We start from the raw sequence: 14,673 nt of genomic DNA, 5'->3' as shown, positions 1-14,673 counted from the left end.
GTCGATCCTACCGCTCGTCCTGCTGGGCCAGGACCAGTGCGGTCGCAACCGCGGCCACACCTTCTCCCCGACCGGTGAGCCCGAGTCCGTCCGTGGTGGTCGCCGACACGGAGACCGGACCGCCGAGCGCCTCGGACAGCACCGCCTGCGCCTCCTCGCGCCGCGGCCCGATCTTCGGGCGGTTCCCGATCACCTGGACAGCCGCATTGCCCACCACCCAGCCGGCGTCGTCGAGCAGTCGACGTACCTCGCCGAGCATGGCGACACCGGACGCGCCGGCCATCTCGGGTCGGCCCGTGCCGAAGACCGATCCGAGGTCGCCGAGACCGGCGGCCGAGAGCACCGCATCGCACAGCGCGTGCGCAGCGACGTCCCCGTCGGAGTGACCCGCGCACCCGTCGGCGTCCTCGAACAGCAGACCGGCCATCCAGCACGGCCGTCCGGCCTCCACGGGATGCACGTCCGTTCCGATGCCGACACGCACGATGCTCACATCTCCTTCTCGGTGCGGACGCCGGACGCGAGCACGGTTCGTGCCAACACCAGGTCCAGCGGGGTGGTGATCTTGAAAGCGAGAGGGTCTCCGACGACGGTGGTGATCCGCTCCCCCAGCCGCTCGACGAGTCCCGCGTCGTCGGTCGCGTCGGCGGCGTCGCGGTTGGCCCGCTCGAGCAATTCGACGTCGAATCCCTGCGGCGTCTGCACCGCGCGGAGGGTCGACCGGTCGGGAGTGCCCGTGACGGTCCCGCCGGCGTCGACACTCTTGATGGTGTCGACGACAGGCAGGACGGGGATCACCGCGTCGCTGCCGGCCCGCAACGCGTCGACGACCCGGACGAACAGATCGGCCGGGGTCAGCGCACGCGCGGCGTCGTGGACGAGCACGAAACGCGCTCCCGATGCCGCGGCGAGACCGGCGCGCACCGAGTCGGCACGCTCGGCTCCGCCCGCCACCACGGTGACCCGGTCGGCGAACGACCCGCCGACGAGGCGGTCCGCGGGCGTGGCCGCCAGTTCGGGTGGCGCCACGATCACCACTCGATCGATGACCGCCGAAGAGAGCATCGCCTCGACCGAGCGGTCGAGCATCGTGCGGCCGTCCAGTTCCACGAACGCCTTGGGCAGTGGTTCTCCCAGGCGAACACCGCGGCCGGCCGCCGGAATGATTCCGACGACCGGCCCGTTGCGATCGCTCATGTGCAGTTTGCCGATGTCTCGCGCGTCAGGAAGCGGCGGCGAGAACCTCGTCGAGCATGGTCTCCGCCTTGACGTCGTCGGTACCCTCGGCGAGCGCGAGCTCACCGACGAGGATCTGACGTGCCTTGGCGAGCATCCGCTTCTCACCTGCGGACAGGCCGCGGTCCTGCTCCCGGCGCCACAGGTCGCGCACAACTTCTGCGACCTTGTTGACATCGCCGGAGGCCAGCTTCTCGAGGTTGGCCTTGTACCGCCGTGACCAGTTGGTGGGTTCTTCCGTGTGGGGTGCGCGCAGCACCTGGAAAACCTTGTCGAGGCCTTCCTGCCCGACGACGTCGCGCACTCCGACGTACTCCGCGTTCTCTGCAGGTACCCGGACCGTCAGGTCGCCCTGCGCGACTTTCAGAACCAGATATTCCTTCTGCTCACCCTTGATGGTGCGTGTTTCGATTGCTTCGATCAGCGCCGCACCGTGATGGGGGTATACGACGGTGTCTCCGACCTTGAAAATCATGTGTCCCGTGCCCCTTTCGATTCTCCCAGTTTAACACGTGACCACATCACCCTCCCGTCAACGGTGCAGGTCAGGGGCACCGAGCACTGAGCGTAGGGCTTGACAGGCAGTTCCTTCCGTGTATCGGGTGACCTCCGACACACCCGCCCGTCGGCGCCTGTCGATCTTGTCTTCCGCGCGCGAATCCGCACGACATTCGGCCCCGACGTACACAGCGCACACGGGAACTACTACTCTGCCTAGTGGATTGCGAGCCTTACTCGAGTGGAGGAACCCGTGACTGCTCTCAAAGCGCCGACTCGCCGAGTCGTGACCGCTCTCGCCCTTGCCGCGGGAGCGGCGCTCACGATGTCCGCGTGCAGCGCCGGTCAGATCACCCAGACCTCGACCCAGGTCGCGGCCATCAACGGTTCCAACGTGGACGCCGGCAGTCTCGCGCTGCGCAACGTGCACGTGATCTACCCGGACTCCGAGGAGTACAGCATCGAGCCCGGCGGCACCGCCCAGCTCGGCTTCACGATCGTCAACCTCGACCCGTACGTCGGCGATCAGCTCACCGGTATCTCCACCGATTTCGCAGCCTCGGTCACCGGTGCCCGCCTCGAGATTCCGCCGCAGTCCTCCGTGGTCGCCGGTGTCTCCGAGGAGAACGCCGCCCTCGTCGAGGAGGTCGACGAGTCGCCGCGTCCGAACAGCACCGAGGAGACCCCTTCCCCGGCTCCGGCAGAAGTCGTCAACAACGTCGAGCTCGTGAACCTCTCCGAGGGTGTCCGCCCGGGCCTGACCATCCCCGTGACCTTCACGTTCGCCGAGGCCGGCGACGTGACCCTGTCCGTGCCGATCGATGCCGGCCCGGAGCTCCCCCGCGACGAGTCGGAGCTCTCGCCGATCGTGGGCGAAGCACACTAGGACTTTCCTGCAGAAGGGCCCGGTCGAGCACAGCTCGGCCGGGCCCTTTCGCATCCGCTCCGATGTCGGTGCGACCGTCTATCCTCCGGCCGTGGCAAAGACCAAGACCCTCTACCGCTGTTCCGACTGCTCGCACACCGTCGCGAAGTGGGTCGGGCGCTGTCCCGAATGCGGAACGTGGGGGTCGATGGACGAAGCACCCGTCCAGCCGGTCGCGGTCGCCTCGCGGTCGGGTACCTCGCTCGCCCGCGCCGGTGCCGCCGCCGTACTACCGAGCACCCCGGCCATCCCGCTGTCGCAGATCGACGGCAAGTCCACCCACGCGAAGCCCACGGGCATCCCCGAGCTCGACCGCGTCCTCGGTGGCGGTGTCGTCCCTGGTTCGGTCGTCCTGCTCGCCGGCGAACCCGGTGTCGGCAAGTCCACACTGCTCCTCGAGGTGGTGCACCGCTGGGCGTTGCGTGGCGAAGCCGATCGCGCGCTCTACGTCACCGGCGAGGAGTCGGCCGGTCAGGTGCGTTTGCGCGCCGACCGCACCGGCGCCGTGCACGACCGGGTCTACCTCGCCGCCGAGAACGACCTCGCGACGATCTTCGGACACGTCGAGCAGGTCGAACCCACGCTGCTGGTCGTCGACTCCGTCCAGACGATGCTCGCCGCCGACGTCGACGGCGTCACCGGCGGTGTCACGCAGGTCCGCGCGGTCACCAGCGCCCTGACCTCCCTCGCGAAGTCCAGCGGCATCCCGGTGCTGCTCATCGGCCACGTCACCAAGGACGGCGCGGTCGCCGGTCCGCGTTCCCTCGAGCACCTCGTCGACGTGGTGCTGCACTTCGAAGGCGACAAGCACTCCACGCTGCGCATGGTGCGCGGGGTGAAGAACCGGTTCGGGGCCGCCGACGAGGTGGGCTGCTTCGAACTCGCCGAGGACGGGATCGTCGGCGTCAGCGACCCGTCGGGATTGTTCCTGCAGCACCGCGACGAGGCCGTGCCCGGCACCGCCGTCACGGTCACGATGGACGGCAAACGCCCGCTCCTCGGTGAGGTCCAGGCGCTCGTGGTGCCCACGCACAATCCGTCACCGCGACGCGCCGTGAGCGGTCTCGACTCGGCGCGGGTGGCGATGGTGCTCGCGGTGCTCGAGCGTCGCTGCGGGCTCGGCCGGCTCGGCAACTGCGACGTCTACGCCTCCACCGTCGGCGGTATGCGGATCACCGATCCGTCCGCCGACCTCGCGCTCGCGCTCGCAGTCGCCTCGGCCGTGCGCGACCAGCCCGTCCCGGCCGGCACCGTGTTGCTCGGCGAGGTCGGTCTCGCCGGGGAGGTCCGTCGTGTCGTCGGTGCGGGTCGTCGGCTCGCGGAGGCGAACCGGCTCGGCTTCGACCGCGGGGTGGTCCCGCGCGATGTCGAGGGAGTGCCGAAGGGCATGAAGAAGTTCGAGGTGTCCAACGTGGCGCAGGCACTGTCGACGCTCACGCGCTGACCTGCCGAGATGTCGGTGGTCGGTGCGAACATGTGTTCGTGTCCGATGCGACGGTGCTGCATGCCGATCTCGACGCGTTCTACGCGTCGGTGGAGCAGCGCGACGATCCGTGGTTGCGCGGTAAACCGATCGTAGTGGGTGGGGCGTCGTGCTCGCGGCGAGCTACGAGGCCAAGGCCCACGGCATCGTCACCGCGATGTCGGGCCGGGCCGCCCACGCCCTGTGCCCGGGACTGATCTCGGTGCCTCCCCGCATGGAGGCCTATGCGCAGGCGTCCCGCGACGTGTTCGCGATCTTCGATCGCACCACACCCATCGTGGAGGGGATCTCCATCGACGAGGCGTTCCTCGACGTCTCCGGTCTCGGGCGCATCGCCGGCAGACCCGTCGATATCGCCGCACGTCTGCGCTGCACGGTCGCCGAGGAGGTGGGGCTGCCGATCACCGTCGGGGTCGCACGCACCAAGTTCCTCGCCAAGGTCGCGAGCGGGGTGGCCAAGCCCGACGGCATGCTCCTCGTTCCTCCGCACGCCGAACTCGAGTTCCTCCATCCGTTGCCGGTGGAGCGGTTGTGGGGCGTCGGCACGGTGACGGCGGCGAAGTTGCACGCACACGGTCTACGAACCGTGGCCGATGTCGCCGCCCACTCCGAGTCCGATCTCGTCTCGCTCCTCGGACGCGCGGCGGGACGCCACCTGCACGCGCTCGCGATCGGCCACGATCCGCGTCCGGTCCGGCATCGGCGGCGCAGTTCGATGGGCGCGCAGCACGCGCTCGGCCGCGGGCCGCACAGCGTCGAGTCGGTCGGCGAGACGCTGCAACTGCTCGTCGACCGCGTGGGCCGGCGGATGCGCCGGGCCGGACGCCTCGGCCGCACGGTGGTCCTGCGGATGCGCTTCGCCGACTACAACCGCGCGACCCGCTCGCACACGCTGCCCGGGGCCACCGCACGCACCGATCTGCTGTCGGCGGCGGCGCGCGACCTGCTCGAGCAGACCCGGCCGCTCATCGCCGAGCGCGGCCTCACCCTCATCGGGATCGCGGTGACGAATCTCGTCGGCGAAGGCGTCGAACAACTCGAGCTGCCGTTCGACGAGCCGGTCGAGGCCGCCGGGGACGGTACCGGAGACATGCGAACGCAGCACCGCGCCGTCGCCCGGCATGCCCTCGATGCCGTCCTGGACGATCTGCACTCCCGCTACGGCGCGGGCGCGGTCACGTCCGCGGCATTGCTCGGACGCGACCACCGGCCGGGTGTTCCGTTGCTCCCCGACGCCCCTGAGGCCTGAACAACAAAGCCTGAACAAGAAAGCTTGACCGACAGAGATCTCAGACAGCGGAGATGTCGTGCTCGCTCTGCGGGATGCCGTCGGCGTAGTCGCGACCCTTCGCGAAGTGCTCGTGTCCGACGACGACGAACAGCCCGACCGACGACGCCACCACGACGTCCGGGTCGGCCAGCGGACCGTCGACGATGCGTGCCTCCGCGCTGGTGTAGACCTTGCGCCGCACCGTGCCGTCGACACGGGCGCGGAACTCGAGCACCGAACCCAGCGGGATGGGACGAGCGAAGTCCGTCTCGAAGTGCCCGGTGACGACGGCGGTCCGCAGGGCGGCGTTGCACGCCATTCCCTGTACCTCGTCGAAGGCCGTCATGAGGATGCCGCCGTGGATGAATCCCGGTCCGCCCTGGTAGCGCGTGGCGACGTCGAGACGGCCGAGCACCTCGAGACCCTCGCCGACGGTGAACTCCATCGCGAGACCGTGGGGCTGGTCGTCACCACACCCGAAGCACTTGTTCCAGTGCTGCGGTACCGGCGCACCCGGGCCGGGATGATCTTCCGGCAGATCGGGAACGACGAGGTCGTCGGGCAGAGTCCAGGTGCTGCGCATGAGCAAGTAATGTAGTTGCGCGGTCGGGGCGCCGATCAGGGAGTCCGCGCATTGTGACGACGACCGCAGACCGCACAGGGGAAGGAAGTCCAGATGACCGAGTCGGCGCCGGCATCGACGCTGAGCGACACCATCGCTCGTCTGGCGCCCGGCACCGCATTACGCGACGGTCTCGAACGTATCCTCCGTGGCCGGACGGGCGGCCTGATCGTCCTCGGTTTCGACGACACGGTCGCCGAGCTGTGCGACGGGGGCTTCGAACTCGACGTCGAGTTCGCCCCCACCCGGCTCCGGGAGCTGTCGAAGATGGACGGCGCCGTGGTCGTGTCCACCGACGGTTCGCGCATCGTGCGTGCCAACGTGCAGCTCGTCCCCGATCCGAGCATTCCCACCGTGGAGTCCGGTACCCGGCACCGCGCCGCGGAACGTACCGCGATCCAGACCGGATATCCGGTGGTCTCGGTCAGCCAGTCGATGAGCATCGTCAGCGTGTACGTCGACGGTCGCCGCCACGTCATCAACGACTCCGCGACCATCCTGTCGCGGGCCAACCAGGCCGTCGCGACACTCGAGCGCTACAAGGCCCGCCTCGACGAGGTGACCCGGCAGTTGTCCGTGGTCGAGATCGAGGACATCGTCACGCTGCGCGATGCGCTCACCGTGGCGCAGCGGCTCGAGATGATGCACCGCCTGTCCGTGGAGATCGAGCAGGACGTGCTCGAACTCGGGACCGACGGTCGCCAGCTGGCCCTCCAGCTCGAAGAACTCGTCGGCGACAACCAGCTCGCCCGGCAGCTCATCGTGCGCGACTACCTTGCGGGCGAGCACGTCCCCACCCAGCAGGAGGTCGAGCAGGCTCTCGAGCGTCTCGCACACCTGACCGACGTCGACCTGCTCGATCTGACCAGCCTTGCCCGCGCCTTCGGCTATTCGGGCACCATCGAGGCCCTCGACACCTCGATGAGCCCGCGCGGCTATCGCGTGCTCCATCGGGTGCCGCGCCTGCAGACCCGGCAGATCAACCGGCTCGTGGGTGCGTTCGGCACGCTGCAGGGCCTGCTCGCGGCCACCGCTGCCGATCTCCAGGCGGTCGACGGGGTCGGCGCCCTGTGGGCCCGGTACATCCGCGAGGGACTGTCGCGCCTCGCCGAAGCCGCGATCAACCACTACGACTGAACAGCGCTCGGACGAGCAGCAGATCAGGGCGTGATGTTGAACGGCTCGGGCACGCTGCGCAGGCCGCCGAGCTGCCCGACCACGGTGTATGCGCCGGGGCCGACCGGTTCGCGCGGCGCCTGGCAGCCGGGCTCGGAGGTCGTCGCCGACCACTTGACGGAATAGGCCGCCTGGTCGCCCGGAGCGAGCGACCGGATGTCGGCGGTCGATTCGGGGAAGCAGTCGGTGTTGGCCCAGAGCCGCTCGTTGCCGTCGAGGCTGTAGACGAGCACCTGCTGCAGGCCCGCACCGAGGTCGCGTTCGCACTGCGATGTGCCGATGTTGGTGATGACGATCGTGAAATCGGGTTCGGAGCCGATCCGGTAGTTCGGCTCGTCCGCCGTCACCCGCACGGCGAGCGACTGATCGGAGCACTGCCCCGGCGGAACCGGAGCAGCGGAGGTGGTGGCGGACGTGGACGTGTCGTCCTCGTCCGCGTCGTCCGAGGCCGATCCCTCCGCTCCACCCGATCCGGACGAACCCGAGGATTCACCGCTCCGGGTGGTGCTCGCGGATGCCGCGTCGGCGGACGCATCGGCCGCCGTCGTGGTGGCGGAGGTCGTCACCTCCGCTGCTGCGGGTTCGGGATTCTGATCGGGGTCCTCGCCGCCGGTCAGCGCCACTACGAGCCAGATGACCAGAGCCAGCACGACCACCGAGACTCCGATCGCGAGAATGCGTCGTCGCCAGTAGATCTCGGGGGGCAGAGGACCGGTCGGTTCAAGCACGCCCCCCACGGTATGTGCCGCGGGGGGCGCACGGCTACACCGCCGTCGGCGTGTCGCTGTGACCTGCGGTCACATCGTTGTGACCGGCAGGTGCACACGTCTTCAGTTGTCGGAGACCTCACCGATGTCGCCGAAGTGGCCGCGCAGACTCACCTTGCCGTCCTCGAGCTTGTAGGTGACGCCCACGATGGCGCAGCGGCCGTCGGCGATGCGCTCTGCGATGATGCGGGAACGATCCGTGAGCAGCTTGCCCGTCTCGACCACGTGGCGACCCTCGAGCTCGTCGACGGTGGACAGCCCCTCGGCCCGGCCCATGAGGATCGACGGAGCGACACGCTCGACGAGACTGCGGATGTGCCCACCCGGCACAGTGCCCTTGTCGAGGGCATCGATGGTCGCCGCCACGGCACCGCAGCTGTCGTGGCCGAGGATGACGATGAGCGGAACGTCGAGGATGTCGACGGCATACTCGATGGAGCCGAGCACGGAGCTGTCGATGACGTGACCCGCGGTGCGGACCACGAACATGTCGCCGAGCCCCTGGTCGAAGATGATCTCTGCGGCGACGCGGGAGTCTCCGCAGCCGAACAGCACGGCGGTGGGATGCTGACCGTTGACGAGCTCGGCGCGACGGTCGATTCCCTGGCTCGGGTGCAGCGGGGTGCCGCTGACGAAACGATGATTACCCTCGGTCAGGGCTTTCCAGGCGGAGATGGGATTGGAGTTCGGCATGCGTACATTATTCACCTGCACCCATGTCCGATTTCGTTCGACATCTTCTCGATGGAACCCGACACCCGACCCTGTGACCGGAGGAGACCCGAGATGTCCGTGGATGCGCCGTCGTTGCTGCGCTGGTATGCCGCCCAGGCGCGCGACCTGCCGTGGCGCCACGACGGGGTGACGGGCTGGCAGATCCTCATGTCCGAGGTCATGCTGCAGCAGACGCCGGTGGCCCGGGTCGCCCCGATCTGGGAGGAGTGGGTGCAGCGCTGGCCCGTGCCGTCCGCCATGGCCGTCTCGAGTCGGGCCGAGGTGTTGCGGGCGTGGGGCAAGCTCGGCTATCCGCGCCGCGCGCTGCGCCTGCACGAGTGCGCCGGCGTACTCGCCGCCGAGCATGAGGATCGGGTTCCCGAGGACGTCGACGTCCTGCTGACTCTGCCCGGCGTCGGCGCATACACCGCGCGAGCGGTGGCGTGTTTCGCGCACGGGCAGCGTGTGCCGGTGGTGGACACGAACGTGCGTCGTGTCGTCGCCCGCGCCGTCCACGGCCGGGCGGAACCCGGAAACCCCTCGACCACGCGGGATCTCGCCGATGTCGAGGCGATCCTTCCGCGTCAGCGTGCGCGTGCGGCGACCTTCTCCGCGGCACTGATGGAACTCGGCGCGACCGTGTGCACCGCCCGCACACCCGACTGCGGGCGCTGCCCGCTGCCCGAGTGCGCGTGGGTGCAGGCCGGGCGACCCGCCCACGACGGACCGCCCCGGAAGGTGCAGAAGTTCGCCGGCACCGACCGGCAGGTGCGAGGCCGATTGATGGCGGTACTGCGCGAGAGCAGCGTCCCTGTGGAGCGACCCGTTCTCGACAGCGTGTGGACCACGGATCCGGGCCAGCGCGACCGCGCCCTGCATTCGCTGCTCGTGGACGGTCTCGTGGAGCAGACCGACGACGGCCGCTTCGCACTCGCCGGCGAGGGCTCGACCTCCTAGAGTCGGCTTACCGGCAGTGCTACTCGAGTCGGCTCGCCGACAGTGCTACCCGAGTCGGCTCGCCGACAGTGCGTGCGCGGTGAGGAAGTGTTCCACGGCGGTGCGGAACTCGTCGGGCCGGTCGTCGTGCACGAGATGCCCGGCGCCGTCGACGAGGACGTGGTCGGTGCCGGGTCGCGTCGCCATCCGTCGCATCTGTCCCTCGGGGGTGATGGTGAACTCGCCTTCGAGCAGCAGCGCGGGCACGCGGATCGAGTTCCACTCGTCCCAGAAGTGCCGCGACCCCCACTCTTCCGAGATGTCGCGGAAGGTCTCGACGTCGCCGTGCAGATACCAGCCGTCGTCGCGGCGGACGAACGAGTCGAGGAAGTAGCGACCCGCGACGGGCCCGAAGAAATCGAACACCGCGTCCTCGGTGGGGAACGGCTGCGGCCACTGCGTGATCATCGCCGCCCAGTTCGCGGCCGTGCGTCCCCGGAAGTCGGGCGCCATGTCCTCGAGCACCAGCGCAGTGACCCGCTCGGGATGGGCGGCGGCGAAGCACCACGCGTGCAGAGCGCCCATCGAATGCCCGATCACGACGAGTGGTTCGGTGATCTCAGTGAGGTGGGTTGTGAGATCGGCGACGAACGCTTCGGTGGTGAGTTCGTCGGGAGCGGGACGGCCGTGACCGGCGGCGTCGAAGGTGTACACGTGCCCGTGCCCGCGTAACCACGGCACGTGACGACGCCACGTGCGGGCGCTGCCCATGAGGCCGTGCAACAGCAGGATGGGTCGTCCGGTTCCGCCCTCGTCGTGCAACACAATCGACCAAGTTAGCGGAGTAGGCTCTCGCGCATGGCAGTCGTGAAGATCAACGCAATCGAAGTTCCCGAAGGCGCCGGCCCCGAGCTGGAGAAGCGATTCGCCAATCGGGCGCACACCGTCGACAACTCCCCCGGCTTCCTGGGTTTCCAGCTGCTCCGTCCCACCGCCGGCGAGAACCGGTACTTCGTGGTGACGCAGTGGGAGTCCGAGGAGGACTTCGCCGCGTGGCGCGACGGCGACGCACGTGCCGCCCACGCGGGTGAGGCGAAGAAGCCCGTCGCGACCGGCGCCTCGCTCCTCGAGTTCGAGGTCGTCCTCGACGTCAAGAAGTCCTGAGATGTCCGCGTCCGGCGGGTCCGGGCGTGAGTTCACCTATCCGGAGGTGGGAGCGAGCCTGCGTGCCTTCCGCGGCGAGGCACCGCTCCCCTCCGGTTATCGGCACCTGAAGGTCGAGAGCGAACTGGGCAGCGGCGACACCGTGTTCGAGGTCGCCGCTGCCCGGTTGTTCTCGTGGGACATGCATCGCGGCGCGGGCATGCGGATCCCGGCCGGTACGCCCCTCGCAGTACCCGGCGTCGAAGTGGATCTCGGCTTCGGTCTCGGTCCGGTGCGCGCGTCGGCGCGGTGCCGCGTGATCGACATCGTCGACACCCCGGACGTACGCGGGTTCACCTACGGCACACTCCCGGGCCATCCCGAATGCGGCGAGGAGACCTTCGTCGTCGAGCGCACCGCGGACGGGCGGGTGCGGGGCACGGTGCTCGCGTTCTCCCGCCCCGCCCGCTGGTATACGAAGGTGGCCGGTCCCGTCGGGCACCTGCTCCAGCAGCAGATCGCGCGACGTTATCTCGCGGCACTCACAGCTTGACCGTCACATCGTCGACGGCCTTGCGCAGGAACTGACGGAAGACGTCCACCGGCTGCGCACCCGACACTGCGACGGCGCGGTTGGCCACGAAGAACGGCACCCCCTGCATGCCGATCCGTCGTGCGTCGAAGAGATCGGCGGTCACGGCGTCGGCCGCGGCCTCACCGGCGGGATCGTCGCCGTCGAGGGCTGCGCGCGTCGACTCCGGATCGAGCCCGACCTCGGTGGCGACCTTCACGAGGACATCCACATCGTCGACCACCTCGCCGTCGACGAAATGCGCACGGAACAACGCCTCGAGGACCTCGTCGCGCTTGTCGCCGGCCAGATGCGCGAGCCGATGCGCATCGAAGGTGTTGGCGGCGACGACGTTGTCGAAGTCGATCTCGAGTCCCACGTCGGCAGCGGTGTCCGAGACCTGGGCGAACATCTGCCGGACCTGCTCGGCCGGCATCCCCTTCATCGCGACGAGCGCCTCGATCTCGGGGACCCGTCGCCCGACCGGTGTGTCGGGCGAGAGCTGGTACGACCTCCAGGTGACCTCGATCCGGTCGCGGTCGTCGAAGGACTCGAGCGCCTCCGCGAAGCGCCGCTTGCCGATGTAGCACCAGGGGCAGGCGATGTCGGACCAGATCTCGATGTGGGCTGTGGGGAGAAGTACGTCGGGCATGCTCATATTCGGGTACAACCCGGCCCTGACGTGCTCTGTTCCCGGGCCGATCGGTCCATGAACCCGGTCAGCTCTCGAGGGCGGCGTCCAGGGAGATCTCGACGCCGGTGAGTGCCTTGCTCACGGGACATCCCGCCTTCGCGTCCTCTGCGGCCTTGACGAAGCCGTCGGCGTCGAGGCCGTCGACCTCACCCCGCACCTTCAGTTCGATTCCGGTGAGCCGGAATCCGCCCGCCGGGTCGGGCCCCAGCGAGACGTCGGCGGTGACCTCGAGGCTCTGCGGTGTGCCGCCCGCCTCCGCGATCAGTGCGGACAACTGCATCGCGTAGCACGACGAATGCGCGGCGGCGACGAGCTCCTCGGGGCTGGTGGTGCCGTCCGCGTTCTCCGCCGAGCGTTTCGGGAACGACACGTCGAACGTGCCACGGCCCGAGCTGGTGAGCTCCACCTGACCGGAGCCCTTCTGCAGATCCCCGTTCCATGCGGTCCGTGCGGTACGAGTGGGCATGACCTCTCCTTCTCTGCGTGCGACAGCTCTGCATGCGACAGTTCCTTCACGAACCACACTTGCAGAGTCGCGATGGTGGCGAGGGCTGTTCGCGCCAGAGCGTTCCCGATGTCCGGATCAGGCCGATCGCGCCCGGAGTTCGCGGTCGCGTTCGCGGATCGACTGCACGGCTCCGTCCCGTTCGTAGGGCCGTACTTCGAGCCGCCGCTTCACCTCGGCGATCTCCCGCATGCGCTCGGCGTGACCCCGCCGGGCGGCGCGTCCGGCACCACCGGGCACCAGGACACTCAGGCGGTCGCGTAGGAGGTTGCGCGCGAACCACACCGGATACAGCGCCGCCATCGGGCTCAGTCGCGGAACGCCCACGGCGTCGGCGTATCCGGAGCCCAGCGACAGGCGGGCCAGGTCGGCGTGGAAGTGGTAGTGCGCCCAGCTCCTGATGCGGTTCGCCGCGCCGGGGCCGTCGACCCCGTAGATGCGGGGAACGGCCTTCAGCGCGGCCTCGGTGAGAGCGGCGGACGAGTCGTCGGGGTCGACCTCCGACCAGACCGCCAGCCAGATCAGACGCAGGAGCTCGTCGAAGGACGTGACCTGCAGTTCCGCCGTCACGCCCATGGTGTGGGCGACGTAGCGGTAGAGGTGGACGATCGCGTCGCGCTCACGTCGCGAGTACCAGTGCCCGGCCGCCATGACGGCGAGGGCCACCCCGGCGATCGGGATCATCGTCACGCAGTAGTGCAACTGGTTCACGGGCCGGCCGTGCGTGTCGGTGTTCCAGTCGTCGACCCGATCGATCCCGGCACGGATGTAGGCGTGCACGACGCGGACACGGGCGGTGTTCTTCGTCCCCGCTCCGAAGCGCTCCATTCCGCCGGGCGCCGTGCAGTCCATCGACCACGAGACCGTCTCGACGATCCGACCCGCGGCGCGTTTCGCGAGGTCGCCGCCGCGCAACAGCACGTCGTTGACGCGCGGGGAGACGTAGCTGGCCGGGAAGGCGATGGCGGTGGTGAACGCCATGAGGGTGCTCATCGGCATCCGTGCGATTGCCCGCGCAGCGAGATCGAGCTTGTCGTAGTCGACCCAGAACGGCACGTCGTCGAGGGTGGCGATGAACGCTGCCACCTCGGGTGCGGGATCGTCCACGGTCTCGATGCCGTGTTCGAGTGCCTGCTCGAACTGTGTGCGGATGCGGAGCCGGTCGCGGCGCATCGCGGCGACCAGATCGTCGGCCACGGGATCGCAGGTGTGCGCGAACTTGGCGAACGCCCGGGCCTGGGCCCGGGTCGGTCGCACCGAGTCGCCGGCGAGCAACGACATCGCCAGACGCGGGCCGCCCTCTCGCAGGATCGGCTTCGGTGCGAGTCGATCGGTTCGGTCGTGCAGGTGGGCAGTCGACGGGGCATCGATCGTCACGTTTCCTCCTCGTCCGGATTCGGGGATCGACTATGACAAGGATTCCACAATTAGTAAACACTTGATTCCGGAATTGATCGATTCCTGAAGGTCGGTGGTGTTGTGCCACACTCGACGATGTGTCCGAGCCCGAAGCCACCCGCGCGTATCGCGGCGTCGCCCCGGCCGACCGGCGCGCCGAACGCCGCAAGCGTCTCCAGAACGCGGTGATCGACGTCGTCGCCGACGAGGGCTGGTCGGCGGCGACGGTACGGAAGGTCGCGGCCACTGCGGGAGTCGGCCCGCGCTTCTTCTACGAGAGTTTCACCGACATGACCGACCTCGTCACCACCGCCTACGACGAGCTCGGCGCGACCCTGCTCGAACGCGCCGTCGACGCCATCGCGGCGGCCCCCGACGAGCTGCACGCCAAGGCGCGCGCCGCGGTGGGAGCGATCGTCGGCGCCGTCGAACGCAACCCCCAGCAGGGTCGCTTCCTCATCTCCGACGCGCCCCCGCTCGCCGAGCGGAAGAGCGCGTTCATCCGGTCCGCCGCCGACGAACTCGCCAAGCAGAGCGACGCGGTGGGCACCCGCCTCGACTCCCGGCAGGCCGAACTGTGCGCGGTGGTCGTCATGGCCGGTGCCGTCGAGCTCGTCCGCGGCTGGCTCGACGGCACGCTCGACATCCGCCCCGACGAACTCACCGAGATCGTCGCCAGCACCCTGTCGACACTCACCGCGCACATGCCGACCATCGGCAGATGAGCCGGCGGCA

The 14,673-nt window shown here is 69.1% G+C and carries 17 protein-coding genes and 1 pseudogene; 8 read left to right on the top strand and 10 right to left on the bottom strand.

Annotated elements, in window-relative coordinates:
- Positions 1–7: 7 nt before the first annotated feature.
- From ispF to carD, 3 genes are read right to left on the bottom strand one after another with little or no spacing between them, the layout of a single operon-like run.
- Complete coding sequence (gene ispF, locus C6Y44_RS02605; protein ID WP_024102859.1) at positions 8–484, bottom strand: 2-C-methyl-D-erythritol 2,4-cyclodiphosphate synthase; 477 nt, start codon at positions 482–484, stop codon at positions 8–10.
- Between the two features lie 5 nt (positions 485–489).
- Positions 490–1,197, bottom strand: a complete 708-nt coding sequence (ispD, locus tag C6Y44_RS02600) for a 2-C-methyl-D-erythritol 4-phosphate cytidylyltransferase (protein ID WP_159416827.1) — start codon at positions 1,195–1,197, stop codon at positions 490–492.
- 25 nt (positions 1,198–1,222) lie between these two features.
- A complete protein-coding gene (carD, locus tag C6Y44_RS02595) occupies positions 1,223–1,711 on the bottom strand; it encodes an RNA polymerase-binding transcription factor CarD (protein ID WP_006550486.1) in 489 nt (162 codons plus the stop codon).
- Between the two features lie 276 nt (positions 1,712–1,987).
- On the opposite strand from carD, the gene C6Y44_RS02590 reads away from it, so the two are divergent.
- The 3 genes and pseudogenes from C6Y44_RS02590 (at position 1,988) to dinB (ending at position 5,391) form a co-directional block, all read left to right on the top strand.
- Positions 1,988–2,620: a hypothetical protein gene (locus C6Y44_RS02590; protein WP_174246944.1), complete on the top strand. Its 633-nt coding sequence runs from the start codon at positions 1,988–1,990 to the stop codon at positions 2,618–2,620.
- Between the two features lie 91 nt (positions 2,621–2,711).
- A complete protein-coding gene (gene radA, locus C6Y44_RS02585; RefSeq protein WP_120281279.1) occupies positions 2,712–4,103 on the top strand; it encodes a DNA repair protein RadA in 1,392 nt (463 codons plus the stop codon).
- Between the two features lie 32 nt (positions 4,104–4,135).
- Positions 4,136–5,391, top strand: a pseudogene (gene dinB / locus C6Y44_RS02580) (DNA polymerase IV).
- A gap of 40 nt (positions 5,392–5,431) precedes the next feature.
- Here dinB and C6Y44_RS02575 read toward each other — a convergent pair.
- Complete coding sequence (locus tag C6Y44_RS02575; protein WP_120281277.1) at positions 5,432–5,995, bottom strand: PaaI family thioesterase; 564 nt, start codon at positions 5,993–5,995, stop codon at positions 5,432–5,434.
- Between the two features lie 93 nt (positions 5,996–6,088).
- Between C6Y44_RS02575 and disA the strand changes: the two genes are divergently transcribed.
- Positions 6,089–7,171 (top strand): DNA integrity scanning diadenylate cyclase DisA, encoded by a 1,083-nt coding sequence (disA, locus tag C6Y44_RS02570; RefSeq protein ID WP_120281276.1) that lies wholly within the window; start codon positions 6,089–6,091, stop codon positions 7,169–7,171.
- Positions 7,172–7,194: 23 nt separating this feature from the next.
- On the opposite strand, the gene C6Y44_RS02565 is transcribed toward disA, so the two are convergent.
- A complete protein-coding gene (locus tag C6Y44_RS02565) occupies positions 7,195–7,938 on the bottom strand; it encodes a hypothetical protein (RefSeq protein WP_159416828.1) in 744 nt (247 codons plus the stop codon).
- Positions 7,939–8,040: 102 nt separating this feature from the next.
- Positions 8,041–8,670 (bottom strand): carbonic anhydrase, encoded by a 630-nt coding sequence (locus C6Y44_RS02560; RefSeq protein WP_120281274.1) that lies wholly within the window; start codon positions 8,668–8,670, stop codon positions 8,041–8,043.
- A 93-nt stretch (positions 8,671–8,763) separates the two neighbouring features.
- Between C6Y44_RS02560 and C6Y44_RS02555 the strand changes: the two genes are divergently transcribed.
- Positions 8,764–9,648, top strand: a complete 885-nt coding sequence (locus tag C6Y44_RS02555; protein ID WP_159416829.1) for an HhH-GPD family protein — start codon at positions 8,764–8,766, stop codon at positions 9,646–9,648.
- A 45-nt stretch (positions 9,649–9,693) separates the two neighbouring features.
- On the opposite strand, the gene C6Y44_RS02550 is transcribed toward C6Y44_RS02555, so the two are convergent.
- Positions 9,694–10,452, bottom strand: a complete 759-nt coding sequence (locus C6Y44_RS02550; protein ID WP_159416830.1) for an alpha/beta fold hydrolase — start codon at positions 10,450–10,452, stop codon at positions 9,694–9,696.
- A 33-nt stretch (positions 10,453–10,485) separates the two neighbouring features.
- Here C6Y44_RS02550 and C6Y44_RS02545 point away from each other — a divergent pair, with 33 nt between their 5' ends.
- The gene (locus tag C6Y44_RS02545; RefSeq protein ID WP_006550495.1) at positions 10,486–10,791 is read left to right on the top strand and encodes an antibiotic biosynthesis monooxygenase family protein; all 306 of its coding nucleotides are present in this window, start codon (positions 10,486–10,488) and stop codon (positions 10,789–10,791) included.
- 1 nt (position 10,792) lies between these two features.
- Positions 10,793–11,323, top strand: coding sequence for a DUF1990 family protein (locus C6Y44_RS02540; RefSeq protein ID WP_159416831.1), 531 nt, complete (start codon positions 10,793–10,795; stop codon positions 11,321–11,323).
- On the opposite strand, the gene C6Y44_RS02535 is transcribed toward C6Y44_RS02540, so the two are convergent.
- From C6Y44_RS02535 to C6Y44_RS02525, 3 genes are all read right to left on the bottom strand, one after another.
- The gene (locus tag C6Y44_RS02535; protein ID WP_159416832.1) at positions 11,313–11,999 is read right to left on the bottom strand and encodes a DsbA family oxidoreductase; all 687 of its coding nucleotides are present in this window, start codon (positions 11,997–11,999) and stop codon (positions 11,313–11,315) included. The genes C6Y44_RS02540 and C6Y44_RS02535 overlap by 11 nt on opposite strands.
- 61 nt (positions 12,000–12,060) lie before the next feature.
- Positions 12,061–12,501, bottom strand: coding sequence for an OsmC family protein (locus tag C6Y44_RS02530; protein WP_060653552.1), 441 nt, complete (start codon positions 12,499–12,501; stop codon positions 12,061–12,063).
- Positions 12,502–12,618: 117 nt separating this feature from the next.
- A complete protein-coding gene (locus C6Y44_RS02525; protein WP_120281269.1) occupies positions 12,619–13,917 on the bottom strand; it encodes an oxygenase MpaB family protein in 1,299 nt (432 codons plus the stop codon).
- A gap of 119 nt (positions 13,918–14,036) precedes the next feature.
- Between C6Y44_RS02525 and C6Y44_RS02520 the strand changes: the two genes are divergently transcribed.
- The gene (locus tag C6Y44_RS02520; protein WP_060653547.1) at positions 14,037–14,663 is read left to right on the top strand and encodes a TetR/AcrR family transcriptional regulator; all 627 of its coding nucleotides are present in this window, start codon (positions 14,037–14,039) and stop codon (positions 14,661–14,663) included.
- Positions 14,664–14,673: the final 10 nt, after the last annotated feature.

The organism is Rhodococcus rhodochrous, from assembly GCF_014854695.1.
GTDB lineage: Bacteria > Actinomycetota > Actinomycetes > Mycobacteriales > Mycobacteriaceae > Rhodococcus.
The sequence above is the reverse complement of the archived record's forward strand: the minus strand, read 5'-3'. Positions and strand labels throughout refer to the sequence as shown.